This window comes from Pseudomonas sp. SP16.1, assembly GCF_052682975.1.
Genome location: NZ_JBQYFZ010000001.1, coordinates 530,195 through 556,864, shown reverse-complemented (window position 1 = coordinate 556,864; position 26,670 = coordinate 530,195). Strand labels below are relative to the sequence as shown.

Below are 26,670 nucleotides of genomic sequence, written 5' to 3'. Positions count from 1 at the left end.
GAAAGATTGCCGTACCTTAGCCGAAAACCGCTCGCAGGGCAGCCTATAATGGCAAGTCACCAAAGGAAGCCGCCATGAACCTGGCCCCTCGCCAACACGACATCCTCAATCTCGCCCGCGACCGCGGCTACGTCAGCATCGACGAACTGGCCCAGGCCTTCGCCGTGACCCCGCAGACCATCCGTCGCGACATCAACCAGCTGGCCGAACACGGCCTGCTGCGGCGCACCCACGGCGGCGCCGCCTGCGAGGCGTCGAGCATCCACAATACCGCCTACGGCATGCGCGCCGGGCAGATGCGCGAGGAAAAACAGCGCATCGCCGAGGCGGTGGCCGCGCACATCCCCGACCACGCCTCGCTGTTCATCAACATCGGCACCACCACCGAAGCTATCGCCCGCGAATTGCTCGACCACAAGGGTCTGAAGGTCATCACCAACAACCTGCACGTGGCCGCCCAGCTGAGCGCCAAGGCTGATTTCGAGGTGCTGGTGGCCGGCGGCACGGTGCGTAGCGACGGCGGCATCGTCGGCCAGGCCGCGGTGGACTTCATCCGGCAGTTCAAGGTGGACTACGCCATCGTCGGCATCAGCGGCATCGACGAGGATGGCAGCCTGCTCGATTTTGACTACCAGGAGGTGCGGGTGTCCCAGGCCATCATCGACAATGCCCGCCAGGTATTCCTCGCCGCCGACTCGAGCAAGTTCGGCCGCAACGCGGTGGTGCGCCTGGGCTCCGTCGCCCTGATCGATCGCGTGTTCACCGACTGCGCTCCGCCCGCGGCGCTGGCGGAGCTGCTGCACGAGCACAAGGTCCATCTCGAGCTGGTCTGAGCCGTTCGGCGCGAAAGCGCGCCACGGGCTGGCGAATGTAAAAGCATTCGACTAGCATGTTTTCGAAAGTGAACATTCATACATTCGAATTCAATAGCGAGCGTCCGTCATGCCCCACGATCATCTCACCAGCCCTGTTGCCGAAGTCTATGACCTCGCCGTGGTCGGTGGCGGCATCAATGGCGCGGGCATCGCCGCGGACGCGGCCGGGCGCGGCCTGTCGGTGTTCCTCTGCGAACAGGACGACCTGGCCAGCCACACTTCCTCGGCCAGCAGCAAGCTGATCCACGGCGGCCTGCGCTACCTGGAGCATCATGAGTTCCGCCTGGTGCGCGAGGCTCTGGCCGAACGCGAGGTACTGCTGGCCAAGGCGCCGCATATCGTCAAACCCCTGCGTTTCGTGCTGCCGCACCGCCCGCATCTGCGCCCGGCCTGGATGATTCGCGCCGGCCTGTTCCTCTACGACCATCTGGGCAAGCGCGAGCGCCTGGCCGCCTCGCGCGGCGTGCGTTTCGGCGCCGGCAGCCCGCTCAAGGCCGGGATCGGCCGCGGTTTCGAGTACTCCGACTGCTGGGTCGACGACGCCCGCCTGGTGGTGCTCAACGCCATCGCGGCGCGCGAGAAAGGTGCGCACATCCATACCCGCACCCGCTGCGTCAGCGCACGGCGCAGCAAGGGCCTCTGGCATATCCACCTCGAGCGCGCCGACGGCAGCCTGCTCTCCATCCGCAGCCGCGCCCTGGTCAACGCCGCCGGCCCCTGGGTCGCGCGCTTCATCGGCGAGGACCTCAAGCAGCGCTCGCCCTACGGCATCCGTCTGATCCAGGGCAGCCATATCGTGGTGCCGCGCCTGTATGACGGCGAACAAGCCTATATCCTGCAGAACGAGGACCGTCGCATCGTCTTCGCCATCCCCTATCTGGAGCGCTTCACCCTGATCGGCACCACCGACCGCGAGTATCAAGGCGACCCGGCCCAGGTGGCGATCAGTAGCGAGGAGACCGACTACCTGCTCGAGGTGGTCAATGCCCACTTCAAGCAGCAACTGAGCCGCGCCGACGTGCTGCACAGCTTCTCCGGCGTGCGCCCCCTGTGCGACGACGAGTCGGACGAACCCTCGGCGATCACCCGCGACTACACCCTGGCGCTAGCCGGCTCGGCCGGCGAGGCACCACTGCTGTCGGTGTTCGGCGGCAAGCTGACCACCTACCGCAAGCTGGCGGAAGCCGCGATGAAGCAACTGGCGCCGTTCTTCCCCAAACTGGGCCCAAGCTGGACCGCCAACGCCCCGCTGCCCGGCGGCGAGGACTTCGACAGCCAGAGCGCGCTGATCGAGGCGCTCTGCGCCCGCCATGACTGGTTGCCGACCAGCCTGGCGCGGCGCTGGGCAGGCAGCTACGGCAACCGCAGCTGGCGCCTGCTCGACGGCGTGCACGACCTCACCGACCTCGGCGAACACCTCGGCGCCGGGCTCCATGCCCGCGAGGTGGATTACCTGCGCCGCGAGGAATGGGCACGCAGCAGCGCCGACATCCTCTGGCGGCGCAGCAAACTGGGGCTGTTCATGACCCCGGCGCAGCAGGCCCGCCTGGAGCAATACCTGCATCCCCATTCGGCCCACGCCGCCTGACCCCCTGCGTACCACCTGCCCCGCTGCGCCGACACGGGATGGACCAATTTCGCGATGATCCGAGTCGTCATTACGGCTGGCCATCCACTTCTCGACAAGCGCCGTAATTTTTATCACGTCAATTCAAGTACTTAGCACCAGGATGCAGAACCAAAGCGTTCGTATTCAGTTTTATTTTTTCTTATGTATCAACCACTTAGGTTTGACAGCGCGCGGATTGGGGCAGAAACTTTGGTGTTACCAATCTCAGCGCAACACGGCAGGAGCGATCATGAAAGGCGACAAGAAGGTCATCCAACACCTGAACAAGATCCTCGGCAACGAACTGGTCGCCATCAACCAGTACTTCCTGCACGCGCGCATGTATGAGGACTGGGGGCTGAAGAAGCTCGGCGAGCACGAGTATCACGAGTCCATCGACGAGATGAAGCACGCCGACAGGCTGATCAAGCGCATCCTGTTCCTCGAGGGCATCCCCAATGTGCAGGACCTCGGCAAGCTGCTGATCGGCGAGAACACCAAGGAAATGCTCGAGTGCGACCTGAAGCTCGAACACAAGGCCCACGCCGACCTCAAGGCCGGCATCGCCTACTGCGAGAGCATCGGCGACTACGCCAGCCGCGAGCTGATGGAAGACATCCTCTGCTCGGAAGAAGACCATATCGACTGGCTGGAAACCCAGCTGGGGCTGATCGAGGCGGTCGGCCTGCAGAACTACCTGCAGTCGCAGATGGACGAGTAAGCCCTTTTCGCCATAAAAGACGGGAGCCAGTGGCTCCCGTTTTTTATGCCGCTGCCCAGCAGTCCGACTGCGTAGTGCGCCGTGCGCACCAATCCAAAGGCGGTGCGCATGGCGCACCCTACGCCTCGTCCTCCTTGACCCGGAACCAGGCGGCGTAGAGCGCCGGCAGGAACAGCAGGGTGAGCGCCGTGGCCACCACCAGGCCGCCCATGATGGCCACCGCCATCGGTCCGAAGAACACGCTGCGCGACAGCGGGATCATCGCCAGCACCGAGGCCAGGGCGGTCAGCACGATGGGCCGAAAGCGCCGCACCGTGGCCTCGATGATGGCGTGCCAGCGGTCCAGGCCGGCCTCGATGTCCTGCTCGATCTGGTCGACCAGGATCACCGAGTTGCGCATGATCATGCCGGCCAGAGCGATGGTGCCGAGCATGGCGACGAAGCCGAACGGCTGGCGGAAGATCAGCAGGAACAGGGTTACGCCGATCAGCCCCAGCGGCGCGGTGAGAAACACCATGGCCGAGCGCGAGAAGCTCTTGAGCTGCAGCATCAGCAAGGTCAGCACCACCACGATGAACAGCGGCACCCCGGCATTCACCGATTTCTGCCCGCGCGTCGAGTCCTCCACCGTGCCGCCCACCTCCAGCAGGTAGCCATCGGGCAGCTCGGCGCGGATCGGCTCCAGGGTCGGCAGTATCTGCGCCACCAGGCTGGCCGGCTGCTCCTTGCCGTAGATATCGGCGCGCACGGTGACGTTGGGCAGGCGGTTGCGGTGCCAGATGACGCCTTCCTCGAAACCGTACTCCAGGGTCGCCACCTGCGACAGGGCCACGCTGCGGCCGCTGTCGGTGGGCACCGCCAGGCTCGGCAGCAGGCTCAGCGACTGGCGCTCCTGCACGGTGCCGCGCAGGAGGATTTCGATCAGCTCGTTGTCCTCGCGGTACTGGCTGACGCTGGTGCCCGACAGCGAGCCCTGCAAAAAGCGCGACAGCTCGGCGGTGTTGACCCCCAGGGCGCGCGCACGATCCTGATCGACGTTGAGGTAGATGACCTTGCTCGGCTCCTCCCAGTCCAAATGCACGTTGGCCACATGGGGATTCTCGCGCACCTTGGCCGCCACCTCGCGGGCCAGCACGCGCACCTCGTCGATATGCTCGCCGCTGACCCGGAACTGCACCGGGTAGCCCACCGGCGGACCGTTCTCCAGGCGGCTGATGCGGCTGCGCAGGGCGGGGAAGTCTTCGTTCATGGTCTGGATCAGCCAGCTGCGCAGCTGCTCGCGCTCCTCGATGCTCTTGGCCAGCACCACGAGCTGGGCGAAACTGGCCGCCGGCAGCTGCTGGTCCAGCGGCAGGTAGAAGCGCGGCGAGCCGGTGCCGACGTAGGCCACGTAGTTGTCGATACCCGGCTGCTTCTTGAGCAGTGCCTCCAGGCGCTTGACCTGGGCCTCGGTGGCGGCGAGCGAGGCGCCCTCCTCCAGCTTGATATCGACCATCAGCTCCAGGCGTCCCGAGGCGGGAAAGAACTGCTGCGGCACGAAGCGAAACAGCAGCACGGCGGCGACGAAGGCGCCGATGGTCAGCAGTATCACCGTCCGCCGCCTACGCACGCACCACTGCACCGTAGCCCGCACGCGCCGGTAGAACGGCGTCGAGTAAGGGTCGTGGCCGGCGTCGCTGCCGCCGTGCTTGGCCGCGTGCAGCTTGGCCAGGTCGGGCAGCAGCTTGTCGCCCAGGTAGGGCACGAACATCACCGCGGCGATCCATGAGGCGACCAGGGCGATCACCACCACTTGGAAGATCGAACGGGTGTATTCGCCGGTACCGGACTGCGCGGTGGCGATCGGCAGGAAGCCGGCGGCGGTGATCAGGGTGCCGGTGAGCATGGGGAAGGCTGTGCTGGTCCAGGCGTAGCTGGCTGCCTTGAGGCGGTCGTAGCCCTGCTCCATCTTGATCGCCATCATCTCCACCGCGATGATCGCGTCGTCCACCAGCAGGCCGAGGCCGAGCACCAGGGCGCCGAGGGATATCTTGTGCAGGCCGATCCCCAGGTAGTACATGCTGGCGAAGGTCATCGCCAGCACCAGCGGGATCACCAGCGCCACCACCAGACCGGTACGCAGGCCGAGGGAGAAAAAGCTGACCAGCAGCACGATCACCAGCGCCTCGACCAGCACACGAACGAACTCGCCGACCCCGGTCTTCACCGCCGCCGGCTGGTCCGACACCTTGCGCAACTCCATGCCCAGCGGCAGGGTCTGCTGCAGGCGGGCGAACTCGCCCTCCAGTGCCTTGCCCAGTACCAGGATGTCGCCGCCGGCCTTCATCGACACCGCCAGGCCGATGGCGTCCTCGCCCATGAAGCGCATGCGCGGCGCGGGCGGATCGTTGAAGCCGCGCCTGACCTCGGCGACGTCGCCGATGCGGAAGGTGCGCTCGGCGACGCGAATGGGGAAATCGCGAATCTCCTCCACCGACTCGAAGCGACCGGTCACGCGCAGCTGGATGCGGTCGCTGGCGGTCTCGAAGAAACCGGCGGCGGCCACCGTGTTCTGCGCCTCCAGGGCCTGCTGCACCGCCGCCAGGGGCAGACCGAGGGTGGCCAGCTTGGTATTGGACAGCTCGATCCAGATCTTCTCGTCCTGCAGGCCGATCAGCTCCACCTTGCCGACGTCCTTGACCCGCTGCAGCTGCAGCTGGACGCGGTCGGCGTAGTCCTTGAGCACCGCGTAGTCGAAGCCGTTGCCGGTCAGCGCATAGATGTTGCCGAAGGTGGTGCCGAACTCGTCGTTGAAGAACGGCCCCTGGATGCCCGCCGGCAGGGTGTGGCGGATGTCGCCGACCTTCTTGCGTACCTGGTACCACAGCTCGGGGATGTCCGAGCTGCGCATGGAGTCGCGCGCCATGAAGGTCACCTGCGACTCGCCGGGCCGCGAGAAGCTGGTGATGCGGTCGTACTCGCCGGTCTCCATCAGCTTCTTCTCGATGCGCTCGGTGACCTGGCGCGCCACCTCTTCGGCGCTGGCGCCCGGCCAGTTGGTGCGGATCACCATGGCCTTGAAGGTGAAGGGCGGGTCCTCGCTCTGTCCCAGCTTGGTGTAGGACAGTGCGCCGACCACCGCCAGCAGCAGCATGATGTAGAGGACGATCTGGCGATGGCGCAGCGCCCAGGCGGACAGGTTGAAGCTCATCCGGGCTTACTCCTTGACGACCAGTTCGACGTTGCGGTTGTCGCGATCCACCGGGCGCACCTGCTGGCCCTCGCGCAACACCTGCACGCCGGCGGCGACCACCCAATCGCTCGCCGACAGGCCTTCGAGCACCGGTACGCGGCCGTCGCCATAGGCGCCGACACGCACCGGGCGGCGCTGCAGCTTGTGTCCCTCGGGCTCGACCACCCAGACGAACGGCTGCCCCTTCTCCGCGCTGAGCGCCGACAGCGGCACCGCCAGCGGCACCTCGCCGTTGCTGGAGATGAACACCCGTGCGCTCTGCCCCAGTTCGGCCGGCACCTTGCCCTCGGTGAAGGCGACGCGGGCGGCGAAGGTACGCGACTGCGGATCGGCAGCCGGCGCCATCTCGCGGATGCGCCCGGGGAAACGCTGATCCGGCTGCGACCAGAGTTCCACCTCGACCACCTGGCCGATCTGGAAACGGTCGAAACCCTGCTCCGGCAGGCTGATCGACACCTCGCGCTCACCGTCGGCGGCCAGGGTGAACACGGTCTGCCCTGCGGCCACCACCTGCCCCACCTCTACCGCGCGACGGGCGATCACGCCATCCTGGGAGGCCCGCAGCACGGCGTAGCCGGCCTGATTGCGGGCCACGTCGTACTCGGCCTCGATCTGCTTGAGGCGCGCCTCGCCGGCGCGATAGAGGTTCTCGGCATTGTCGAACTGCGAGCGGCTGACCAGATTGCGCGCCAGCAGCGCCTTGTAGCGCTCGCGTTCGGCGCGCACGGTCTGCAGGTTGGCCTGGGCGGCGGCCACCTGGGCGCGAATGGCTTCCAGCTGCAGGCGCACGTCCTGCGGGTCGAGCTCGGCCAGCGGCTGGTCCTTCTTCACCCGCGCGCCGACGTCCACCAGGCGCTTGGCCACCTTGCCGCCGATGCGAAAGGCCAGCTCCGGCTCGAAGCGCGCGCGCACCTCGCCGGGGTAGCTGTCGACCAGGGCGCCGGCCGGTTGCGGCTGCACCACCATGGCCGGGCGGATGGGCTGCTCGACCGGCTCGCCGTTACCGCAGGCGGACAGCAGCAGGGCGATTGCGAGGGACGCTACGAAAGTCATGGCAGGGCGGAACATGGCGGATGACCTTTGCCGAAGAAGGGTTTGGAATATTTGTACTGCCGGGTATAGTAAAAATAGCAAACTCGCCAGTCCAGTATTAAAATCCGCCGATGCCTAACAAGTTGTTACCGCCCCCCGGTCCTGGTCGCCCCAAGGATCCAGCCAAACGCCAGGCCATTCTCGAAGCGGCCAAGACCCTGTTCCTGCGCCACGGCTACGATGGCAGCAGCATGGACGCCATCGCCGCGGAAGCCGGGGTGTCCAAGCTCACGGTGTACAGCCATTTCACCGACAAGGAGAGGCTGTTTTCCGCCGCGGTGAAGGCCAAGTGCGAGGAGCAGCTGCCCGAGCTGCTGTTCGAGCTGCCGACTGGGGTGCCGATCGAGACGGTGCTGCTGGGCATCGGCCGCGGCTTCCATGCGCTGGTCAGCAGCCGCGAATCGGTGGAGCTGCACCGCATGATGGTCAGCCTGGCCAGTCAGGATCCGAAGTTGGCGCTGATGTTCTACCAGGCCGGGCCGCAGCGCGTGCTGCAGGAGATGGCGGCGCTGCTGCGCAAGGCCGACCAGGGCGGCCTGCTGCAGATCGCCGACCCGCTGGGGGCGGCCGACCAGTTCTTCAGCCTGGTCAAGGGCGGCGCGCATTTTCGCCTGCTGATCGGTTGCTGCGCCCCGCTCGAGGGCGAGGCCGCCGAGCGGCATGTGCGCGAGGCGGTGGGGCTGTTCCTGCGCGCCTATCGGCGCTGAGTTTCGCGGGGCGCACGGCGCTCCCTAGGCTCCGGCTTCCAGCTTCTTCTTCGGATAGACGTCGTAGCGGCTGGATTTGCCCTCCAGCACGTAGCCGGGCTTCACCCCGTCGATGGCCGGCGCCTTGCGCGGGCGCTTGACCACCACCCGGTGGCTGGCCAGAGCCAGCGCCGCCGCGAGCAGCGCCGGTGCGTCCAGGTCGTCGCCCACCAGCGGGCGGAACAGGCGCATCTCCTTCTTCACCAGCGCGCTCTTGTCGCGATGCGGGAACATCGGGTCGAGGTAGATCACCTGCGGCGGCTCGCCCTGCCACTGGCGCATCAGCTCGATGGCATTGCCCGTCAGCAGGTGCATGTGCGCGACGATCGGCGCTACCTCCAGGCTCAGCGCGGCGCGTGCCAGGCCGTCCTCGAGCAGTGCGGCGATCAGCGGCTGGCGCTCGATCAGGGTCATCTCACAACCCAGGCTGGCGAGGACGAAGGCATCGCGACCGAGTCCGGCGGTAGCGTCCAGCACCCGCGGGCGAATGCCAGGCTGCACGCCGACCGCCTTGGCGATCATCTGCCCGCTGCCGCCGCCGAACTGACGGCGATGGGCCATGGCGCCCTCGACGAAATCGACCCGCACCGGGCCCGGTGCCTTGTCGCCCAGCTCGACCAGTTGCAAACCGGCGCCGCCCAACTGCAGGGCGAAAGCGGCCTCGCCGGCGCGCGGCAGGCCCAGGCGACTCGCCCAGCGGTCCGCGGCCTCGGCGTAAAAGGGCTCCAGGGCATCGACACGGACAGGGTGCAATTCGTCGTTCATCGGCTATTGACTCAAAAGCGGGGGTACGGCCGCGCATTGTGCCAGAGCCCGGCCAGTGCTTCCGGAGGAAGGTTGCGCGAAACACCGGACAGGGTGGCGGACGCCTGCGCGGTGTCGCCGTCAACTACACATGCGCCACAGCCCCATATCGACATGAAAATGATCGCGGTGCGCGGCGTTGTAGTCCGGCCCCAGGGTCACGTTGAAGCTGTCGCAGGCCGCCTCCCGCACCAGGCGCAGAAAGCGCGCCTCGTCGCCCTCCCCCGACCTGTCGCGCAGCACGCTGATGCGCCGCCCGTCGGCCAGGCGGAAGCCGACGATATCCAGCGCGTTGGCATAGGAATGCTGGCTGCCGGCGATGCTGCGGCAGGCGAAGCTGCCGACATGCTCGAGGCGCTTCACCGGTTGGCCGAATACCGCCTGTGCCGCCGGCTGCAGGCCGTGACGCTCGAACAGGGCGAAGCTCAGCGCCAGCGAACAGGTAGCCGTGAAGCTGTTGCTCAGGCCAAGGGGGGCACCGTGCACGCGCAGGGCGTTGTGCAGCGGACAGCCGGGATGCGGAGTACTGTCGGCCAGGCGGTCGAAACGCAGCTGCGAGGTCGCCAGCACCTGCTCGCACAGCTCCCGGTCGTCGCGCAGACGCCACAACTTGAAGCCGGTGAGCAGGTTCGGCGCCTCGCGCACGTCCAGCGGCGCCCAGGGATCGAAACGCGGCGCCACCTCGAGCCAGCCGCGCCACAGGGCGACCAGCGCGGCCACGGCCAGCAGCCCGCTCAGCAACAGCAGGCGGCCGATCGCTCGTATCGGCATGTCCATTTCCTATCAGAGCAGGCCGAGTTGCTGCAGTTCCGGCTCCTGCCACAACACGGGCAACTCGGGCAGCCCCGGCAGCCGCACGCGCAAGCCCGCATGGAAGCGTCGCGCCAGGTCCGGCGCCAGGCGGTTGTCAGCGGTGTGCAGGAACACGTAGGGCCGTCGTCCTTGCTCGATCCAGGCGGCGACCTGATCCAGCCAGGGGGTCATGAACGGGTCATTGGCGAGCAGCTCGGGATGGCCGACGAAACGCAGCTGCGGGCTCTGGCTGAAGGCGGTCGGCCGGGTCAGCAGGCGCGGCTTCTTGGCCTGGGCATGCAGCACCGCCGGCTCGCCCGACTGGCAGCTGAACAGCGCGCGCGAGTCCAGACAGACACGCTCGACCGCATGCCCGAGCAGTAGCCGATTCAGGGCGCGCTCGGCCTCGCCCTTGGCGAAGAACTCCGGATGGCGCACCTCGATGGCCAGCGCCGAGTCGCCCCATTGCCGGATGAATGCCGCCAGCTCCTCCAGCCGCGCCGGACCGAAGCTGGCCGGCAGCTGCAGCCAGTAGGGCGCGACTCGCTGGCCGAGCGGCGCCAGCAGGCGGCGGAAGTCCTCGGCCGCGTCCAACTGCTCGCGCAGGTCGCCGCCATGGCTGATGTCGCGCGGCAGCTTGGCGCAGAAACGAAAGCGCACGGGCATCTGCTCGGCCCAGCGCGCCACGGTCTGCGGCGAAGGCCGCGCATAGAAGGTGGTATTGCCCTCGACGGCGTTGAATACCTGGGCGTACTGGCCGAGGAAGTCGCCGCTGCGGGTGGCGGATGGATAGAGGCTGCCGCGCCAGGCCGGCTCGCTCCAGGAAGGGCAGCCGAGGAAATAAGCGGACATCAGGCGTAGAGGTCGAGACCCAGCACTTCCTGGGCGTCGGACTCGCGGGCGTAGCTGGCGGTGGTGCTGTAGCTGGCCAGCGCCTGGGCGGCGCGGCTGCTCAGTGCGGGCTGCTGGAAGCCGAGGTCGCGGGCCCGCGCTGGCAGGCTGTCGCCGTTGTCGCTGCTGGCCTGCACCCGGCGGATCTGCGGGACCTGTTCCAGGCCCTGGCTGCTGGCCGGGGCCGCCGGCTGCTCGCGTTGTACCTCGACCTCGCGCTGCGCCTCGCGATAGGGCGTAACCGCAGTCCCCGAACGGGGGCCGCGATCCGGCGAGTAGGAAGGTAGGTAACCGTCGATCCGCATCTACAACTGCTCGGTGGGCTCGGTTAAAGAATGGCCAGTGCTGGCAATGTAGCGACGAGGCCAGGCCTTGGCAAATGCCAGGCGACCAGTGCCTGCCGACTGGCGACCAGCTTTCAGGCCGGCGGCGCCTTGGGCGTCGCCACCTGGTCGCGCAGGTACACCGGCTGGGCCTGGTCGGCCTCCAGCGCCTCGCCGCGCGCCCAGGCGAATTGCGCCAGGCTCAGCACGTCCTCGGCGTGGGGCAGCAGGCTGCCGTCCATGGCCACAGGTTTCAGCGCGATGCGCGCGGCATGAGTACCCCAGCCGGTGCCGGCGCCGAACCAGTCGCCGCTGGCGCCGCGGGGCGCCTCGGCCTGCTCCGGTGGCAGCACCGCCTCCTGGCCGAGCAGGCGCATCTCGCCGCCCTCGGCGCGGTAGCAGCCCCAGTACACCTCGTCCATGCGCGCATCGATGGCGGCCGCCACCTGGATCGCGCCCCGTTCGCGCAGCGCGCGCTGGGCCAGAGCCGCCAGGTTGGACACCGGCAGCACCGGGCGCTGCAGGGCGAAGGCCAGGCCCTGGACCACGCCGATGGCGATGCGCACGCCGGTGAAGGCGCCAGGGCCACGGCCGAAGGCAATGGCATCCAGCTGCGCGGCGGCGATGCCGGCTTCGGCCAGCAGCTGCTGGATCATCGGCAGCAGGCGCTGGGCATGCAGGCGCGGCGCCACCTCGTAGTGGCTGAGCACGCGGCCATCGTGCAGCAGGGCGACGGAACAGGCTTCGGTGGCGGTATCCAGGGCCAGGAGAGTGGTCATCGGGTTCGCACGGCTGAAGAAAAAAGAGCCGGCATTAGACCGGCTCGAGAATTTTTTTTCCAGCTCCGTGACGGCGCCTCGCGCCGCCGCCCCGATCGGCGGACGCGCTTACCAGGGTTCGACCATCGGCTCGGCCTCCCAGGCCTGCAGCGGCGCCTTCGACCAGGTGCCATAGGTCGCGTTGGGGAAAACTATCCACTCGCTGCCCCACTTGCCCGCCTCGCTGGCCACGGTGCTGCGTTGCTGATCCAGCGGCGTCTTGCGAAAACGCGCGTCGAAGTCGTGCAGGGTGTCGCCGAGCAGTAGCACGATCTGGTGATCGGCGCTGACGATGGCGCGCCGCTCGACCTTGGGCGGCCCCAGCAGCAGCACGCTGTCCTCGGACACCTGGGGCAGGCCGAGTTTGCTCAGGGTGGCCAGGGTGTGCTTCTTCTGCTCGTCGGCGCGATCGGAGATATAGCGGATGGTCACGCCGAGCTGGTCGGCATGCTGCAGGAACTGCTTGGCGCCGGGGATCAGCGCGGGCGTGCCGTCGCGTTCCCAGGGCAGCCAGGTGTCCCAGGCATCGTACTGATGACAGTTGGCCAGGTCGCGCGCCAGCAGCGCGCTGTTGTCGATCACGGTTTCGTCCAGGTCGGTGACGATGGCCAGCCTGGATGGGTCCTTCGCCGCCGCCACGGCCGCATCCAGCTTCTGCGTGGCGATATTGTATGCCTGCAGCTGCAGCGCCTGGATTTCCGCCGACTGCTGCTGGAAACGCAGGCCCATGGCGAACTCGGCGACAGCGCAGTCCGCCTTGGGCTTCGCGGAGGTATCGGCAAAAGCTGAGGGGGCGGCCAGCAGCGATACCGCCAGGCCCAGCCAGATAGCACTCTTTCCCGTCTTGTCGATCATTGGATGCGCTCTCTTCCTTAGAATGAATTAAAGCCCAGGACCATCTCGAAATGGTCTAGACCAGGAACAGATGCTAGGGTAGGAAAGCAGGGTTACCATTCTGTGAACGACCTTCAGCTGCCCCTACGCGCCAACGGCAGAAACGACAACGGCCCGCAAAAGCGGGCCGTTGTCGTGGTTGCTGGCAGGTATTCAGCTGAGGGCTTCAAACACCTTGGCGGTGATCTCCTCCACCGAACCGACGCCGGCAACGGCGCTGTACTTCGGTGTGCCGTCGGCGGTGGCAAGCTTCTGGTAGAAGTCCACCAGCGGTTTGGTCTGCGCGTGGTAGACGGACAGGCGATGACGCACGGTTTCTTCGGTGTCGTCCTTGCGCTGGACCAGCTCTTCGCCGGTCACATCGTCCTTGCCTTCGACCTTCGGCGGGTTGTAGACGACGTGGTAGACGCGGCCGCTGGCCTCGTGCACGCGGCGGCCGGCAATGCGCTGGACGATTTCCTCGTCGTCCACGGCGATCTCCACCACGTTGTCGATGTCCACCCCGGCGTCACGCATGGCCTCGGCCTGCGGGATGGTGCGCGGGAAGCCGTCGAACAGGAAGCCCTTGGCGCAATCGGGCTGAGCGATGCGCTCCTTGACCAGGTTGATGATCAGGTCATCGGAGACCAGGCCGCCGGCGTCCATCACGCTCTTGGCCTGCAGGCCCAGTTCGGTGCCCGCCTTGACCGCCGCGCGCAGCATGTCGCCGGTGGAGATTTGCGGAATACCGAATTTCTCGGTGATGTAGCGAGCCTGGGTACCTTTGCCGGCACCGGGCGCCCCCAGCAGAATCACGCGCATCGATGTGCTCCTCAAGATTTGTGTAGAAATCGGTCGGACTCGGCTCAAAGGGCCAGTCTCTTGAATGTTGTGCAGCCGCCGCAGGGCGCCTCTAGAAACTACCTGCGTTGTCATCGCAGCGTTAACAACAGGCGCAGAATGCTCATTTACAGCTCGTAAACTGCGCTTCTTCGCCTGTTTTTGCCTTGCGCTGACTGCCTCGCCTAGGTTTTTAGAGGCGCCCTGTAGCGGCCAAAAGGCTGATCAAGATACACAGCGCCCCCCGGGCACACAAGCCGCCGAAAGTCGGATAAAAGCCCTCCTCCCGACGGCCCGGACGCCGCTGCGAACGCGCGCTGCCCGGGTGCCCTCGCACCCGCGCGGCGGCTCAACCGGTATTGCGCAAACCGGCGGCGATACCCGCCACGCTGACCAGCAGGGCCTGCTCCAAAGGGCTCTCCGGCGCCTGCTGGCGCAGCCGGCAGCGTGCCAGCAGCTCGGCCTGCAGCAGGTGCAGCGGGTCGAGGTAGGTATTGCGCACGCTGATCGATTCCAGCGTCTCGGGGCTGTGCCCCAGCAGTCGCGACTGCCCGGTCAACGCCAGCACCGCGGCGCACGCCTGCGACAATAGGTCGCGTAACTGCGCACCCAGCGGACGCAGCGCCGGCTCGACCAGACGCTCGTCGTACAGCGCGGCGATGCTGGCGTCGGCCTTGGCCAGCACCATCTCCAGCATGTCGATGCGCGTGCGGAAGAACGGCCAGCGCTCGCGCATGCTTTTCAGCAGCTCGCCCTCGCCGCCGGCCAGCGCCTGGCCGAGGGCCTGCTCCCAGCCGAGCCAGGCCGGCAGCATCAGGCGCGTCTGGGTCCAGGCGAAGATCCACGGAATCGCCCGCAGACTCTCCACCCCGCCCTCGCGGCGCTTGGCCGGGCGACTGCCCAGTGGCAGGCGGCCCAGCTCCTGCTCCGGGGTGGCCTGGCGGAAATACTCGACGAACTGCGGATGCTCGCGCACCACTCCGCGGTAGGCATTCACCCCCGCGGCGGCCAGGCGATCCATCATCGCCCGCCAGCTCGGTTCGGGAGCCGGCGGCGGCAGCAGGGTGGCCTCCAGAACGGCGGCCAGGTAGAGGTTGAGATTCTGCTCGGCGATATCCGGCAGGCCGAACTTGAAACGGATCATCTCGCCCTGTTCGGTCGTGCGGAAGCGCCCCGCCACCGACCCCGGCGGCTGCGACAGGATCGCCGCGTGGGCCGGACCACCACCGCGACCGACGGTGCCGCCGCGGCCGTGGAACAGCAGGAGCTCGACCTGGTGCTCGCGGCACAGGCGCACCAGCTCCTCCTGGGCGCGGTACTGCGCCCAGGCCGCGGCGGTGGTGCCGGCGTCCTTGGCCGAATCGGAGTAACCGATCATCACCTCCTGCGGCCCGTGCAGGCGTGCGCGGTAGCCGGGCAGGCCGAGCAGGCGCTGGAGCACCGGGCCGGCGTTGTCCAGATCGGCCAGGGTTTCGAACAGTGGCACCACGCGCATCGGCCGGCGCAACCCGGCCTCCTTCAACAGCAGTTGCACCGCCAGCACGTCGGAAGCGGCGCCGGCCATCGAGATCACGTAGGAACCCAGCGAGGCCGCGGGCGCGGCGGCCACTTCGCGGCAGGTGGCGAGCACCTCGGCGGTGTCGGCCGACGGACGATAATCGCTCGGCAACAGCGGCCGACGGTTGTCCAGTTCGCGCTGCAAAAAAACCAGGCGCGCCGCTTCGTCCCACTCGGCGTAGCGCCCCAGGCCCAGGTAGTCGGTGATTTCCGTGAGCGCCGCGGCGTGGCGAGCGGAGTCCTGGCGCACGTCCAGGCGCACCAGGAACAGGCCGAAGGTGGCGCCCCGGCGCAGGCAGTCGAGTAGCGGGCCGTCGGCGATCACGCCCATGCCGCAGTCGTGCAGCGACTGGTAGCACAGCTGCAGCGGCCCCAGCAGGTCGTGGTTGTCCTGCAGTACCGCGGCGCTTGGCGCGACGTCCGCGGACAACGCCTGCTGCGCCCAGCTGCGGGTCTCGCGCAGGCGTTCGCGCAGCTGCTTGAGCAGCGCCCGGTAGGGCTCGGCGCTGTCGCCGACCCGCGCACGCAGTTCGGCGCTGGCCTGCTGCATGGACAGCTCGGCGGCGAGCTGGTCGATATCGCGTAGGTACAGGTCGGCGGCCATCCAGCGCGCCAGCAGCAGCACCTCGCGGGTGACCCGGGCGGTGACGTTGGGGTTGCCGTCGCGGTCGCCGCCCATCCAGGAGGCGAAGCGGATCGGCGCCGCGTCCAGCGGTAGGCGCAAGCCGGTGGCCAACTGCAGGCTGCGGTCGGCCTTGCGCAGGAACTGCGGCACGGCCTGCCACAGCGAGTGCTCGATCACCGCGAAGCCCCACTTGGCTTCGTCCACCGGGGTCGGCCGGCTGCGGCGGATCTCCTCGGTATGCCAGGCTTCGGCGATCAGCCGCTGCAGGCGCTGGACGCTGCGCTCGCGCTCGGCCGGTAGCAGATCGCTGTGATCCAGGGCACTCAACTGTGCGGCGATGGCGTCGTATTTCTGGATCAGCGTGCGCCGCGCCACTTCGGTGGGGTGGGCGGTGAGCACCAGTTCGATGTCCAGGCGACCAAGCTGGCGCGCCAGTTCGTCGCCCCCCTTGCCGGCGACGAGCAGGCGCGCCAGCAGTTCGTCCAGCACACCGTCCTCGAACGGCTCGGGCTCTCCCGGGCGACGGCGGCGCACACGGTGCTGCTGCTCGGCGATATTGGCCAGATTGAGGAACTGGTTGAAGGCCCGCGCCACGGGCAGCAACTCGTCGTCGCCGAGGTCGCCCAGGGTGCTGGTCAGCTGCTCGGCGCCGGCCGCCGAGCCACGCCGGCCGGCCTTGGCAGCCTTGCGAATGCGCTCGATCTTGTCGAGAAACTCGGCGCCCAGCTGGGAGCTGATGGTTTGTCCGAGCAGTTCGCCGAGCAGGTGCACCTCTTCACGCAGGCGCGCATCGATTTCCGCCATGTCGCACTCCTTCTCCTGACCAAGGTCAACAGAGTGCCCAGCGCGCCAACTTCTTACAAGGGCGCGACGCGCGGCGCAGCAGGCGCGCGGACAGGGTCTAGGCTTGCAGATAGGCGTTCTCGGTGTCCGCCTGCCGGCCAACGAAAGCGCCGCCATCGAGAGGAATGGACGAGATCGTCATGAGAATTCGAGAGCTGGTAAACCATTGGGAACAGAACGCACGGGGCCGCCTGACTCCGAGTCGTTACCACATCCACCTGGACATCGAATCCGCCGCGCGCCTTGCGGCGCTGACCGAGATGTATCCCAAGCATCATCCCGAGGAGCTGCTCGGCGAGCTGATCGGCGCGGCGCTGGAGGAACTGGAGGCCAGCCTGCCCTATGTTAAGGGCAGCCAGGTGGTGGCGCAGGACGAACAGGGCGACCCGCTGTACGAGGACATCGGCCCCACCCCGCGTTTTCTCGCACTGTCGCGCAAGTACTTGCGCGAGCTGAACGAACAGGCCAGCGGCCAGGCCCACTAAGGCGCGCAGCCGCTCGATCCACCGGGGCATGGCGGCCCGCCACCCTGCGCGCAGCGACTGCGCCGGGGCCGCGGCGGGCGCCGCCCTGGGTTCCCTTTTCATCCCTCCTCCCGGCGGGTCGTGCTGGCTCGCCCGGCTCTCGCCCGCGGCCGAAGCTATCCAACCGGTCAGTCAGCAACGCTGCGTGCGTTTTTTCCTGAACCATTGAAAAAACCTTCCGGTCCCAACCAGTAAGCCATCGCGGCAATCGGCTGCCCCGAGGCAGCGGCGCGGCGATGTCTCGGTAATCACGGATATCGTCATTCATAGGAATGTTTCAAATGGAGTTCGCCACCATGAAGACCCATACCGCGAAAGACCCGCACGCCCGCCTCCACGGGCAGAAACTGGCCGCCCTGGCGCTGTGCGGCAGCCTGGTACTGGCCGGCTGCGCCGGCAATCCGCCCAGTGAACAGTACGCCGTGACGCAATCGGCCGTGAACGCGGCGATCAGTGCCGGCGGGACCGAATTCGCCGCGGTGGAGATGAAATCGGCCCAGGACAAGCTCAAGCAGGCCGAGTTGGCCATGCACGAAGAGAACTATGACGAGGCCCGCCGCCTGGCCGAACAGGCCGAATGGGACGCCCGCCTCGCCGAGCGCAAGGCCCAGGCCGCGAAGGCCGAGCGCGCCTTGCAGGACGCCCGCCAGGGTGTTCAGGACCTGCGCGAGGAAGGCCTGCGTCACGCCCGTTGAGCTAGCCCGCCACCTCGTAAGTTCGCTGACAGATCAAAGGATGAATCGCCATGCGTAAACACGTGATGATCCCCGCACTCCTGGCGCTGTGCGTCGGCCTCGCCGCCTGCTCGCACCAGCCCAACGCCAACCTGGAATCGGCCCGTAGCAATTTTTCCGCCCTGCAGAGCGACCCGCTGGCAAGCAAGGTAGCCGCGCTGGAAACCAAGGAGGCCCAGGAATGGCTGGACAAGGCCGAGCAGGCCTATCTGGACGAGGAAGACGAGAAGAAGGTCGATCAGCTGGCCTACCTGACCAACCGGCGCATCGACGTCGCCAGGCAGACCATCGCCTTGCGCTCCGCCGAGGCCAACCTGGAGGACGTGTCGACCCTACGCGCCCAGGCCCGCCTCGATGCGCGTGACGCCCAGATCCGCAAGCTGCAGGAAAGCCTCGACGCCAGGCAGACCGAACGTGGCACCCTGGTGACCTTCGGCGACCTGCTGTTCGACTTCAACAAGGCGGAACTCAGGAGCGGCGCCTACCCTGGCATCACCAAGCTGGCGCAGTTTCTCCAGGAAAACCCGGATCGCCAGGTGATAGTCGAGGGCTACACCGACAACGTCGGTTCCGCCAGCTACAACCAGAGCCTGTCCGAGCGGCGTGCCAACGCGGTGCGCGCCGCCCTGGTACGCGCCGGCGTGGAGCCTTCGCGCATCGTCGCCCAGGGCTACGGCAAGGAGCATCCGGTGGCGGATAACGCCAGCGACTCGGGCCGGGCGCAGAACCGTCGGGTGGAGGTGACCATCTCCCACGACAACCAGCCGGTCACCCCGCGCTCATAAACAGCCGCCCGATCCAGGCAAGGGTGTCGCCGCGCGCCATCGGTGCGCACAGCGCACCCTACGTTCGATCGCGTAGGCCAGGCGCAACCCGCCAAACCGGCGATGTTCGGCTCAACCTCGATGCCTGCGGCGCGCCCTACTCGCTGAGCTGCGGGGTCTCCTGGCCCACGCAGCGCACGGCGCGTTTCTTGTTGTCCACCAGCACGCCGGTCAGGCCCTTCTGCTGGATGTCGAACAGCACCAGCACGCCATCGATGCACTGCGCCACCTGATCGGCCGGTTTCAGCGAGACCTTGTAGTCCTCGCCAGGAACGGTCTTGAGCATGGTGAAATCCGACAGCAGCAGCGCGTCTTCGGGTTTGGCGAAGTGCAGGTAGCCGTAGTACCAGAGCACGCCGATGGTGCCGACGATGCTGACGATGCCGGTGAGGATCAGGGAAATGGGGTCGCGTTCGGTCATTACGGGCTCTCGCTTGCGGATTCTGCTGACTCGATGAAGGTGTGCGGTGCGCCGGCGAATGCCAGTACCAACTGGCGCCAGGCCGGCTCGGCGAAGGTCTGGACATGGCCGCCGCGGGTCGCCTGGAAGGCGCGCGGCGGGCGCGCAGCTTGATACAACAGGCGGCCGTTGGCAAATGGCAGCACCTCGTCGTCAGGGCTGTGCAGGATCAGCAGCGGCAGGCCTTCGAGGGCGGCGATAGCGTGGATGGCGCTGTCGTCGTCGGGGATCAGCCAGGACAGCGGCACCTGCAACGGCCAGGTCAGCCAGGCAGTGCTCAGCGCATGCTGGGCGGAATCGCGGTAGCTGGCCGGCACGCCGTCGAGCACCAGGGCGTGCAGCGCCGCGCGGCGCTGCGGGCGCTCGCTCAGGTAGTGCACGGCCAGCGCGCCGCCCAGGCTCTGGCCGAGCAGGATCAGCGGCTTGCCCTGCACCTCGGGCGCCTGCTCCAGCCAGCCGAATGCGGCGTCGATATCCTGGTACACCGCCGGCAGGCTGGGCTTGCCTTCGGACAGGCCGTAGCCGCGATAGTCCAGCATCAGCACCTGGTAACCCTGCTCCGGCAGCCAGTAGGTGCCGCCAAGGTGCCAGGCCAGGTTGCCGCCATTGCCGTGCAGATGCAGCACCGTGCCTTTCACCTCCACGCCCGGCTTGGCCGGCAGCCACCAGCCGTGCAGGCGCGTACCGTCGGTAGCCTGCAGGTGAATGTCGCGGTAGTTAAGCCCGGCCCGCTCGGGGGTGAAGGGCAATCCCGGTTCGGGATAGAACAGCAGGCCGCTGCAACCGACCAACGATAGGCAGGCGAGCAGCACCAGTGCGCACAGGCTACTTGCCACCGCCGCGCACCTCCTCGCGGGCCTGGAAGGTCGCCGCATAGACGCGCTCGGCCAGACGCGAGAACGGCAGGCTCTGGATCCACACGGTACCGCTGCCCTTGAGCGTGGCCAGCAGGATCCCCTCGCCACCGAACAGCATGCTCTTCAGGCCGCCGGCCAGGGCGATGTCGTAGTCGATGCCGGCGCTGAAGGCCACCAGGCAGCCGGTGTCCAGGCGCAGCGTTTCATCGTTCAACTCCTTGCGGATCACCGTGCCGCCGGCATGCACGAAGGCCAGGCCGTCGCCTTCGAGCTGCTGCAGGATGAAGCCCTCGCCACCGAAGAAACCGGCGCCGATGCGCTTGTTGAAGCGGATGCCGATACGGGTGCCGTGGGCGGCGCAGAGAAAGGCGTCCTTCTGGCAGATCAGCCGGCCGCCGATCCGGCCCAGGTCGATCGGCACCACGGTGCCCGGATAGGGCGCGGCGAAGGCGACCCGCGCCGGTGTTTTGCCGGCATTGCTGAAGTGCGTCATGAACAGCGATTCGCCGGTGAGCAGGCGCTTGCCGGCGCCCCACAGCTTGCCCAGCATGCCGCTGGAGGAGCCGTCGCCCATGCGCGTCTCGAAGCGCACGCCGTCGGTCATGTAGTTCATCGCCCCGGCCTCGGCGATCACCGTCTCGCCGGGGTCGAGGACGATCTCCACCGATTGCGCCGAGCTGCCGAGGATTTCGTAGTCGAGTTGATGGCTGGGCATGAGAGCACCTTCGGATAGTTGGTATCGATCCATCGCTCTGGTGGATGTAGAAAGCGACATCCGCCCTAGGCGCGCCTGAGCGGTAGTGCGCGCGGCGCACACCCTGCGTGTGGCGTGATCAGAGGATATTGGCGTAGTCGGCTTCGATGCGGTCCAGGCTCAGGTGGTTGAGGAAGTTGGAGAAGCACATCCAGGCCGACAGTGCGTTCATGTCCTGGAACTGCGGCGGCAGGTACCTGGGCGGCAGCACCAGGCCTTCGTCCACCAGCTTGCGCAGGGTGCGCATGTCTTCCAGGGTGGTCTTGCCGCAGAACAGCAGCGGGATCTGCTCCAGCTTGCCCTTGCGTACCGCCAGCTGGATGTAGTTGTAGATCAGGATGAAGCCCTTGAGATAGGACAGGTCCTTGGTGAACGGCAGGCCGCCCGGCAGCGAGCCGCGGAACACCCGGCTGGCGTTGCTGTAGCCGCTCTCCAGGCCGTAACCCTGCTCGCGGAAGAACTCGAACACCTCGAGGAAATCCGCGCCCTCCTCGGCCATGTGGATGGCGCGGGTGCGGTTGGTCAGCTTGCGCAGGCGGGTCGGGTAGGAGGCGAAGGCGATCACCTCCATCAGGATCGCCAGGCCTTCCTGGGTCACGGTCGACGACGGCGGGCCCTTGGCCAGGAAGGTGCAGATCGGCTGAGCCAGCCCGTTGAGCGTGGTGCCGACGTGCACCAACCCCTCGTGCACCTCCAGCGCCTTGACGTCGCGCTCGTTGAAGCGCGCGTCGCTGCGGATCTTGATGTAGTCGGCGCCGGCCGCGGCGTCGGCGAGGATGCCGTCGGACTCGAACACGCGGATGGTGTCGTCGCCGAACACCCCGGCCAGGCGCTGCTGCAGGATGCTTACCGCATCGGCGGCGCCGAGCAGCTTGGGCTCGTCCTCCAGATCGCCGCGCGCGGCGATGTTGTTGAGGTAGTCCGAGAGCATCAGGCCGAGGTCGGCCAGCGTCGGGTCGCCGGCATGGAAGGCATCGGAGGCGGCGCCGTAGAGCTCCTGACTGATCAGGCCGAAGTCCTCGGTGCCGCGCGCCTCGAGCATGCGGATAACCATGCGGTATTCCTTACACATGCGCCGCATGATCTGCCCGACCGGATTGAACTGGCCGAGCTGGCGGGTGATGTCGCGCTCGATGTTCTGGAACTCCAGCTTCTTCGCCGCGGCGTCGAAGGCCAGCGGGCGGCCCAGGTAGTAGTCGCGGTCAACCGCCGGCAGGGCCTTGCCCTTGGCCTTGAGGAAGGCCTCGCGGACGCCTTCGTCCCACTTCACCGCATCGAGCACGCGGATCGGCGTCTGCGCCTCGACGATGCGGTCGCTCAAGGCGCGGATGCACAGTTGGTAATCGTCCAGTTTCTGCTGGCTGTTCATGCTCGTTCCTGGCGCTGCATCACGCCTGATATTGCGCCTCTTCGCAGGAGCCGGCTTGCCGGCGCTGCCGGCGTTCTAGCGATCGCCCGCAAGCCGGCTCCTGCACCGCTTTGATAGCTCATGCCGGCGACATCATTCTGCAGTGCGCTGGTAGCGCGCCACCTCGACGAACAGGTCGGCGTTGGCCGGGTCGTCCAGGTAGGCGAACACCTGGTCCAGCGGGCTGCTGATCAGCACACCCTCGCCTTCGGGCAGGCTCACCGTCTCGCCCTCCAGCAGGCCCTTGGCCATGTCCTGGGCGATGCGCTCGGCGTCCAGGTTGTACACCACCAGCTCGTTGTTCTTGGTCAGCTCGAAGCCGGCGATGGCGAAGTTGGCGCCCAGGCTCTTCGGCAGGCCGGCCGAAAGATACCAGCGTCGGCCGTGATGAGCGACGGTGAAGCCGAACTCCTCGAGGCTGTCGAGGTTGTCCGGGCTGCCCTCGTAGATGCGCGCCTTGTACAGGTTGGAACCGGCCCGGCTGACCTCCAGATAGAGCTGCTCGCCCCACTCGTCCTGCCGGGTCCATTCGCCCAGCAGCGGTATGGGCGCCGCCTCGTTGGCCGGAATCGGATCCTTGAAGGTGACCAGGCAGCCGCCCAACAACAGGAAGGACAGGGCGACCAGCGCACGCCATGCTCTCATTTAGCTCTCCTTGTGAAGACCGCTCGCCCCTCGGCTGGCGGTTACAGCCCCAGAACCAGGTTCATGTAGCGTTTAAGGATGGCCAGCATTCCCTCGCTGTCCAGCTGTTCGAGGCCGTCCAGCAGGCCCTGATACTCCATCCGCTCGATGGTTGCCGTCAACAGCACGGCGTCCTGCTCCGGCTGACGCGAACCGAGCACCTCGAAGAACTGGGCGACACCCTGCTGGAGTATCTGCCGGTGGGCGCGCACCAGCTCGCGCAGGCGCGGGTTGAGCAGCGCCTCCTGATGAAACGCCTGCTCCACTACCAGGTGGTCGCGACGCTCGCGCAGTTGGCGCTGCACGTACTGCACCGCCAGTGCGGCGATCTCGTCGGCCAGTTGCCGCCGCGCCGCCGCGCTGCCGTCCAGACGCCCGACCAGCTCCGCCAGCAGGTCCTGGGTGCCGTCCCAGAACGCCGCCATATGCGCCGCGCTACGCTCGACGAACTGGGCGAAGGTATCGGTGATCAGGTCGTCGATATCCTTGAAGTAATAGGTGGTGGCCGACAGCGGCACCTGCGCCTCGGCGGCTACCGCCCGATGGCGTACGGCGCGCACGCCCTCGCGCACGATGATGCGCATGGCGGCGTCGAGAATCGCCTGGCGGCGTTGCTCGCTGCCCTGCCGGCTGGCCTTGCGGCCCTGGTACTGGACGCTTTCGGCGACGGCGTTGGCCGCCTGGGTGGCACTCGGGAGAGCAGGCGCACGGCTCACGGCAGATCGACCTCTAGATTCCGGTTAGTGAAAAGCAGGGTAATGGGTTCGCCGAACAACCAAAAGGTTCCGCGGCCGCAGAAGATCAGGCAACGAGCAGCCTATGCCCTGGCAGGGTGCGCAGCCAGCAAAAAGCCGCCCGAAGGCGGCTTTGGCTGAACCATCAGGCCTGCGGACGCATGTGCGGGAAGAGGATCACGTCGCGGATCGACGGCGAGTTGGTCAGCAGCATCACCAGGCGGTCGATGCCGATGCCTTCGCCGGCGGTCGGCGGCATGCCGTACTCCAGCGCGCGGACGAAGTCGGCGTCGAAATGCATGGCCTCGTCGTCGCCGGCGTCCTTCTCCGCCACCTGGGCATGGAAGCGCGCAGCCTGGTCCTCGGCGTCGTTGAGCTCGGAATAGGCGTTGGCGATCTCGCGGCCGCCGATAAACAGCTCGAAACGATCGGTGACGTTGGGGTTCTTGTCGTTGCGACGGGCCAGCGGCGAGACCTCGAAAGGGTACTCGGTGATGAAGTGCGGCTGCTCCAGCTTGTGCTCGACCAGCTCCTCGAAAATCATTACCTGCAGCTTGCCCAGGCCTTCGTGGCCGAGCAGCTTGGCGCCGGCCTGCTTGGCGATGGCACGGGCCTTCTCCACGTCATTGAGGTCGGAGGCCGAGATTTCCGGGTTGTACTTGAGGATCGAGTCGAACACCGACAGGCGTGCGAACGGCTCGCCGAAGTGGAACACCTTGTCTCCGTAGGGCACGTCGGTGCTGCCGAGCACCGCCAGGGCCAGCTCGCGGAACAGCTCCTCGGTCAGGTCCATGTTGTCTTCGTAGTCGGCGTAGGCCTGGTAGAACTCGAGCATGGTGAACTCGGGGTTGTGCCGGGTCGACACGCCTTCGTTACGGAAGTTGCGGTTGATCTCGAAGACCTTCTCGAAGCCGCCGACCACCAGGCGCTTGAGGTACAGCTCCGGGGCGATACGCAGGAACATCTGCATGTCCAGGGCGTTGTGGTGGGTCTCGAACGGTTTGGCCGCGGCGCCGCCGGGAATGGTCTGCAGCATCGGCGTTTCCACTTCGAGGAAGTCACGCTCGGCGAGGAACTTGCGGATGTGGGCGATCACCTGCGAGCGCACACGGAAGGTGTGGCGGGTTTCCTCGTTGACCATCAGGTCGACGTAGCGCTGGCGGTAGCGCTGCTCGGTGTCGGTCAGGCCGTGGTGCTTGTCCGGCAGCGGGCGCAGCGACTTGGTCAGCAGGCGTACGCTCTGCATGTCGACGTACAGGTCGCCCTTGCCGGAGCGGGCCAGGGTGCCCTCGGCGGCGATGATGTCGCCCAGGTCGAAGTGCTTGACCGCCTCCAGCTGCTCGGCCGGCAGGGTCTTGCGGTTGACGTAGACCTGCAGGCGCCCGGAGGTGTCCTGGATGACCATGAAGGCACCGCGGTTGAGCATGATGCGTCCGGCGACCTTGACCGGGATGGCGGCGGCTTCCAGCTCTTCCTTGGTCTTCTCGGCGAACTCTTTCTGCAGGTCGGCACACAGGCGGTCGCGGCGGAAATCGTTGGGGAAGGCATTGCCCTGCTCACGGACGGCGGCCAGCTTTTCCTTGCGCTGGGCGATCAGCTTGTTTTCTTCGTGCTGCCGTTCTTCGTGGGAGAGGCTTTGCGGGTCGAGTTGTTGGTCGCTCATGGTCGTTATCTGCCTGACGCGTAAATGCAAATGGGGTTTGGTAGAAGCCGGCTGGCGATCACGCTCCCGAAGAGCATCGCCAGCCAGCTGGCTCCTACAGGGTAAGGGTTACAGGCCCTGTTTCAGGCTGGCCTCGAGGTACTGGTCGAGGTCGCCGTCGAGGACCTTCTGGCAGTCGCTACGCTCGACGCCGGTGCGCAGATCCTTGATGCGCGAATCGTCGAGCACGTAGGAGCGGATCTGGTGGCCCCAGCCGATATCCGACTTGGAGTCCTCCAGGGCCTGGGACGCGGCGTTGCGCTTCATCATCTCCAGCTCGTACAACTTGGCCCGCAGCATCTTCATCGCGGTGTCCTTGTTGGCGTGCTGGGAGCGTTCGTTCTGGCAGGCCACCACGGTGTTGGTCGGCACGTGGGTGATACGCACCGCCGAGTCGGTGGTGTTGACGTGCTGACCGCCGGCGCCGGAGGAGCGGTAGGTGTCGATGCGCAGGTCGGCCGGATTGATCTCGATCTCGACCTTGTCGTCGATCTCGGGCGACACGAACACCGCCGAGAACGAGGTGTGGCGACGGGCGCCGGAGTCGAACGGACTCTTGCGCACCAGGCGGTGCACGCCGATCTCGGTGCGCAGCCAGCCGAAGGCGTACTCGCCCTTGATGTGCACGGTGGCGCCCTTGATGCCGGCGACTTCGCCCTCGGACAGCTCGATGATGGTGGCGTCGAAGCCGCGTTTGTCGGCCCAGCGCAGGTACATGCGCAGCAGGATGTTGGCCCAGTCCTGCGCTTCCGTACCGCCGGAGCCGGCCTGGATGTCCAGGTAGCAGTTGTTCGGGTCCATCTCGCCGCTGAACATGCGGCGGAACTCCAGCTTCTCGAGGATTTCGCGCAGGCGTTCGACTTCGGCGACGATATCCTTCACCGCCCCTTCGTCGTTTTCTTCGGCAGCCATTTCCAGCAGGTCGCGCGAGTCGGCCAGACTGCCGGTGAGGTCGTCGATGGTCTCGACGATCTGCGCCAGCATGGCGCGCTCACGGCCCAGGTTCTGCGCGTACTCGGGGTTGTTCCAGACGCCGGCGTCTTCCAGCTCGCGGTTTACTTCGACCAGACGATCATGCTTGTGATCGTAGTCAAAGATACCCCCGAATCGACTGGGTCCGCTCGGACAGGTCCTTGATGGCGTTGAGGATCGGATTGATTTCCATGGTGGTCGGCGCTCGCGGCAAATCGGACGGAAAAGCCGGCGATTATACCCGAGCGCACGCGCCCTGGCAGCCCATGATCGGCGATCGGTCGTCCGCCACTGGATCAACGGCGCCTGCCGCAGGCTATGGTGAAGGGCCATCGCTCTGCGCTTTACTACACCCATACCTACAGAGCGCCCCGCG

General features: G+C 66.9%; 25 protein-coding genes. 7 read left to right on the top strand and 18 right to left on the bottom strand.

The window, feature by feature from the left end; translation table 11 throughout:
* Positions 1-74: 74 nt before the first annotated feature.
* The 3 genes from ACUTAF_RS02860 to bfr all read left to right on the top strand — a co-directional run bounded on the left by ACUTAF_RS02860 (position 75) and on the right by bfr (position 3,205).
* Positions 75-833 carry a DeoR/GlpR family DNA-binding transcription regulator gene (locus ACUTAF_RS02860; RefSeq protein ID WP_445578549.1) on the top strand — a complete coding sequence of 253 codons (759 nt, stop codon included), beginning with the start codon at positions 75-77 and terminating at the stop codon, positions 831-833.
* A gap of 109 nt (positions 834-942) precedes the next feature.
* Complete coding sequence (gene glpD / locus ACUTAF_RS02855) at positions 943-2,463, top strand: glycerol-3-phosphate dehydrogenase (RefSeq protein WP_445578548.1); 1,521 nt, start codon at positions 943-945, stop codon at positions 2,461-2,463.
* A 271-nt stretch (positions 2,464-2,734) separates the two neighbouring features.
* Positions 2,735-3,205 carry a bacterioferritin gene (gene bfr / locus ACUTAF_RS02850; protein ID WP_445578547.1) on the top strand — a complete coding sequence of 157 codons (471 nt, stop codon included), beginning with the start codon at positions 2,735-2,737 and terminating at the stop codon, positions 3,203-3,205.
* A gap of 118 nt (positions 3,206-3,323) precedes the next feature.
* Here bfr and ACUTAF_RS02845 read toward each other — a convergent pair whose 3' ends face one another.
* Positions 3,324-6,395, bottom strand: coding sequence for an efflux RND transporter permease subunit (locus ACUTAF_RS02845; RefSeq protein ID WP_445578546.1), 3,072 nt, complete (start codon positions 6,393-6,395; stop codon positions 3,324-3,326).
* Between the two features lie 6 nt (positions 6,396-6,401).
* Positions 6,402-7,505 carry an efflux RND transporter periplasmic adaptor subunit gene (locus ACUTAF_RS02840; protein ID WP_445578545.1) on the bottom strand — a complete coding sequence of 368 codons (1,104 nt, stop codon included), beginning with the start codon at positions 7,503-7,505 and terminating at the stop codon, positions 6,402-6,404.
* 95 nt (positions 7,506-7,600) lie between these two features.
* Here ACUTAF_RS02840 and ACUTAF_RS02835 point away from each other — a divergent pair, with 95 nt between their 5' ends.
* The gene (locus ACUTAF_RS02835; protein WP_445578544.1) at positions 7,601-8,236 is read left to right on the top strand and encodes a TetR/AcrR family transcriptional regulator; all 636 of its coding nucleotides are present in this window, start codon (positions 7,601-7,603) and stop codon (positions 8,234-8,236) included.
* A 24-nt stretch (positions 8,237-8,260) separates the two neighbouring features.
* On the opposite strand, the gene ACUTAF_RS02830 is transcribed toward ACUTAF_RS02835, so the two are convergent.
* The 8 genes from ACUTAF_RS02830 to ppc form a co-directional block, all read right to left on the bottom strand.
* Positions 8,261-9,040, bottom strand: coding sequence for a class I SAM-dependent methyltransferase (locus ACUTAF_RS02830; RefSeq protein WP_445578543.1), 780 nt, complete (start codon positions 9,038-9,040; stop codon positions 8,261-8,263).
* 120 nt (positions 9,041-9,160) lie between these two features.
* Positions 9,161-9,850 carry an extensin-like domain-containing protein gene (locus tag ACUTAF_RS02825; protein WP_445578542.1) on the bottom strand — a complete coding sequence of 230 codons (690 nt, stop codon included), beginning with the start codon at positions 9,848-9,850 and terminating at the stop codon, positions 9,161-9,163.
* Positions 9,851-9,862: 12 nt separating this feature from the next.
* Positions 9,863-10,723, bottom strand: a complete 861-nt coding sequence (locus tag ACUTAF_RS02820; protein ID WP_445578541.1) for a DUF72 domain-containing protein — start codon at positions 10,721-10,723, stop codon at positions 9,863-9,865.
* On the bottom strand, positions 10,723-11,067 hold the full coding sequence (locus tag ACUTAF_RS02815; protein WP_445578540.1) for a hypothetical protein: 345 nt from the start codon (positions 11,065-11,067) through the stop codon (positions 10,723-10,725). The genes ACUTAF_RS02820 and ACUTAF_RS02815 overlap by 1 nt, the downstream gene beginning before the upstream one ends.
* A gap of 113 nt (positions 11,068-11,180) precedes the next feature.
* Positions 11,181-11,864 (bottom strand): tRNA (adenosine(37)-N6)-threonylcarbamoyltransferase complex dimerization subunit type 1 TsaB, encoded by a 684-nt coding sequence (gene tsaB, locus ACUTAF_RS02810; protein ID WP_445578539.1) that lies wholly within the window; start codon positions 11,862-11,864, stop codon positions 11,181-11,183.
* 108 nt (positions 11,865-11,972) lie between these two features.
* Positions 11,973-12,758 carry a 5'-nucleotidase, lipoprotein e(P4) family gene (locus ACUTAF_RS02805; RefSeq protein ID WP_445578538.1) on the bottom strand — a complete coding sequence of 262 codons (786 nt, stop codon included), beginning with the start codon at positions 12,756-12,758 and terminating at the stop codon, positions 11,973-11,975.
* Between the two features lie 192 nt (positions 12,759-12,950).
* On the bottom strand, positions 12,951-13,598 hold the full coding sequence (gene adk / locus ACUTAF_RS02800) for an adenylate kinase (protein WP_445578537.1): 648 nt from the start codon (positions 13,596-13,598) through the stop codon (positions 12,951-12,953).
* A gap of 367 nt (positions 13,599-13,965) precedes the next feature.
* On the bottom strand, positions 13,966-16,602 hold the full coding sequence (gene ppc, locus ACUTAF_RS02795) for a phosphoenolpyruvate carboxylase (RefSeq protein ID WP_445578536.1): 2,637 nt from the start codon (positions 16,600-16,602) through the stop codon (positions 13,966-13,968).
* A gap of 179 nt (positions 16,603-16,781) precedes the next feature.
* On the opposite strand from ppc, the gene ACUTAF_RS02790 reads away from it, so the two are divergent.
* From ACUTAF_RS02790 to ACUTAF_RS02780, 3 genes are all read left to right on the top strand, one after another.
* Entirely contained in the window at positions 16,782-17,126 is a 345-nt protein-coding gene (locus ACUTAF_RS02790; RefSeq protein ID WP_445578535.1) for a pilin assembly protein, read from the top strand.
* 320 nt (positions 17,127-17,446) lie between these two features.
* Complete coding sequence (locus ACUTAF_RS02785) at positions 17,447-17,860, top strand: DUF4398 domain-containing protein (protein WP_445578534.1); 414 nt, start codon at positions 17,447-17,449, stop codon at positions 17,858-17,860.
* A 50-nt stretch (positions 17,861-17,910) separates the two neighbouring features.
* Complete coding sequence (locus tag ACUTAF_RS02780; RefSeq protein ID WP_445578533.1) at positions 17,911-18,684, top strand: OmpA family protein; 774 nt, start codon at positions 17,911-17,913, stop codon at positions 18,682-18,684.
* A gap of 136 nt (positions 18,685-18,820) precedes the next feature.
* Here the strand turns inward: ACUTAF_RS02780 and ACUTAF_RS02775 are convergent, their stop codons facing one another.
* The 8 genes from ACUTAF_RS02775 to prfB form a co-directional block, all read right to left on the bottom strand.
* Positions 18,821-19,144, bottom strand: a complete 324-nt coding sequence (locus ACUTAF_RS02775) for a hypothetical protein (protein WP_445578532.1) — start codon at positions 19,142-19,144, stop codon at positions 18,821-18,823.
* The gene (locus ACUTAF_RS02770; RefSeq protein ID WP_445578531.1) at positions 19,144-20,019 is read right to left on the bottom strand and encodes an alpha/beta hydrolase; all 876 of its coding nucleotides are present in this window, start codon (positions 20,017-20,019) and stop codon (positions 19,144-19,146) included. The genes ACUTAF_RS02775 and ACUTAF_RS02770 overlap by 1 nt, the downstream gene beginning before the upstream one ends.
* On the bottom strand, positions 20,009-20,755 hold the full coding sequence (locus tag ACUTAF_RS02765) for a TIGR00266 family protein (protein ID WP_445578530.1): 747 nt from the start codon (positions 20,753-20,755) through the stop codon (positions 20,009-20,011). Before ACUTAF_RS02765 ends, ACUTAF_RS02770 begins: the two co-directional genes overlap by 11 nt.
* A 118-nt stretch (positions 20,756-20,873) precedes the next feature.
* Positions 20,874-22,163 (bottom strand): flavohemoglobin expression-modulating QEGLA motif protein, encoded by a 1,290-nt coding sequence (locus ACUTAF_RS02760; protein ID WP_445578529.1) that lies wholly within the window; start codon positions 22,161-22,163, stop codon positions 20,874-20,876.
* A 132-nt stretch (positions 22,164-22,295) separates the two neighbouring features.
* A complete protein-coding gene (locus ACUTAF_RS02755; protein WP_445578528.1) occupies positions 22,296-22,847 on the bottom strand; it encodes a hypothetical protein in 552 nt (183 codons plus the stop codon).
* Positions 22,848-22,888: 41 nt separating this feature from the next.
* Positions 22,889-23,602, bottom strand: a complete 714-nt coding sequence (locus tag ACUTAF_RS02750; RefSeq protein WP_445578527.1) for a TetR/AcrR family transcriptional regulator — start codon at positions 23,600-23,602, stop codon at positions 22,889-22,891.
* 163 nt (positions 23,603-23,765) lie between these two features.
* Positions 23,766-25,283 carry a lysine--tRNA ligase gene (gene lysS, locus ACUTAF_RS02745; RefSeq protein ID WP_445578526.1) on the bottom strand — a complete coding sequence of 506 codons (1,518 nt, stop codon included), beginning with the start codon at positions 25,281-25,283 and terminating at the stop codon, positions 23,766-23,768.
* A 108-nt stretch (positions 25,284-25,391) separates the two neighbouring features.
* Positions 25,392-26,487 (bottom strand): peptide chain release factor 2 gene (gene prfB, locus ACUTAF_RS02740; RefSeq protein ID WP_445578525.1). Its coding sequence is split into 2 segments (ribosomal slippage): positions 25,392-26,414 and positions 26,416-26,487, totalling 1,095 coding nucleotides; the frame shifts between segments, so codons are not numbered across the junction.
* Positions 26,488-26,670 lie beyond the last annotated feature (183 nt).

Coding starts and splice junctions, on each gene's coding strand:
- ACUTAF_RS02860 (WP_445578549.1), top strand. CDS start 75: ATGAACCTGGCCCCTCGCCAACACGACATCCTCAATCTCGCCCGCGAC.
- glpD (WP_445578548.1), top strand. CDS start 943: ATGCCCCACGATCATCTCACCAGCCCTGTTGCCGAAGTCTATGACCTC.
- bfr (WP_445578547.1), top strand. CDS start 2,735: ATGAAAGGCGACAAGAAGGTCATCCAACACCTGAACAAGATCCTCGGC.
- ACUTAF_RS02845 (WP_445578546.1), bottom strand. CDS start 6,395: ATGAGCTTCAACCTGTCCGCCTGGGCGCTGCGCCATCGCCAGATCGTC.
- ACUTAF_RS02840 (WP_445578545.1), bottom strand. CDS start 7,505: ATGTTCCGCCCTGCCATGACTTTCGTAGCGTCCCTCGCAATCGCCCTG.
- ACUTAF_RS02835 (WP_445578544.1), top strand. CDS start 7,601: ATGCCTAACAAGTTGTTACCGCCCCCCGGTCCTGGTCGCCCCAAGGAT.
- ACUTAF_RS02830 (WP_445578543.1), bottom strand. CDS start 9,040: ATGAACGACGAATTGCACCCTGTCCGTGTCGATGCCCTGGAGCCCTTT.
- ACUTAF_RS02825 (WP_445578542.1), bottom strand. CDS start 9,850: ATGCCGATACGAGCGATCGGCCGCCTGCTGTTGCTGAGCGGGCTGCTG.
- ACUTAF_RS02820 (WP_445578541.1), bottom strand. CDS start 10,723: ATGTCCGCTTATTTCCTCGGCTGCCCTTCCTGGAGCGAGCCGGCCTGG.
- ACUTAF_RS02815 (WP_445578540.1), bottom strand. CDS start 11,067: ATGCGGATCGACGGTTACCTACCTTCCTACTCGCCGGATCGCGGCCCC.
- tsaB (WP_445578539.1), bottom strand. CDS start 11,864: ATGACCACTCTCCTGGCCCTGGATACCGCCACCGAAGCCTGTTCCGTC.
- ACUTAF_RS02805 (WP_445578538.1), bottom strand. CDS start 12,758: ATGATCGACAAGACGGGAAAGAGTGCTATCTGGCTGGGCCTGGCGGTA.
- adk (WP_445578537.1), bottom strand. CDS start 13,598: ATGCGCGTGATTCTGCTGGGGGCGCCCGGTGCCGGCAAAGGTACCCAG.
- ppc (WP_445578536.1), bottom strand. CDS start 16,602: ATGGCGGAAATCGATGCGCGCCTGCGTGAAGAGGTGCACCTGCTCGGC.
- ACUTAF_RS02790 (WP_445578535.1), top strand. CDS start 16,782: ATGAGAATTCGAGAGCTGGTAAACCATTGGGAACAGAACGCACGGGGC.
- ACUTAF_RS02785 (WP_445578534.1), top strand. CDS start 17,447: ATGGAGTTCGCCACCATGAAGACCCATACCGCGAAAGACCCGCACGCC.
- ACUTAF_RS02780 (WP_445578533.1), top strand. CDS start 17,911: ATGCGTAAACACGTGATGATCCCCGCACTCCTGGCGCTGTGCGTCGGC.
- ACUTAF_RS02775 (WP_445578532.1), bottom strand. CDS start 19,144: ATGACCGAACGCGACCCCATTTCCCTGATCCTCACCGGCATCGTCAGC.
- ACUTAF_RS02765 (WP_445578530.1), bottom strand. CDS start 20,755: ATGCCCAGCCATCAACTCGACTACGAAATCCTCGGCAGCTCGGCGCAA.
- ACUTAF_RS02760 (WP_445578529.1), bottom strand. CDS start 22,163: ATGAACAGCCAGCAGAAACTGGACGATTACCAACTGTGCATCCGCGCC.
- ACUTAF_RS02755 (WP_445578528.1), bottom strand. CDS start 22,847: ATGAGAGCATGGCGTGCGCTGGTCGCCCTGTCCTTCCTGTTGTTGGGC.
- lysS (WP_445578526.1), bottom strand. CDS start 25,283: ATGAGCGACCAACAACTCGACCCGCAAAGCCTCTCCCACGAAGAACGG.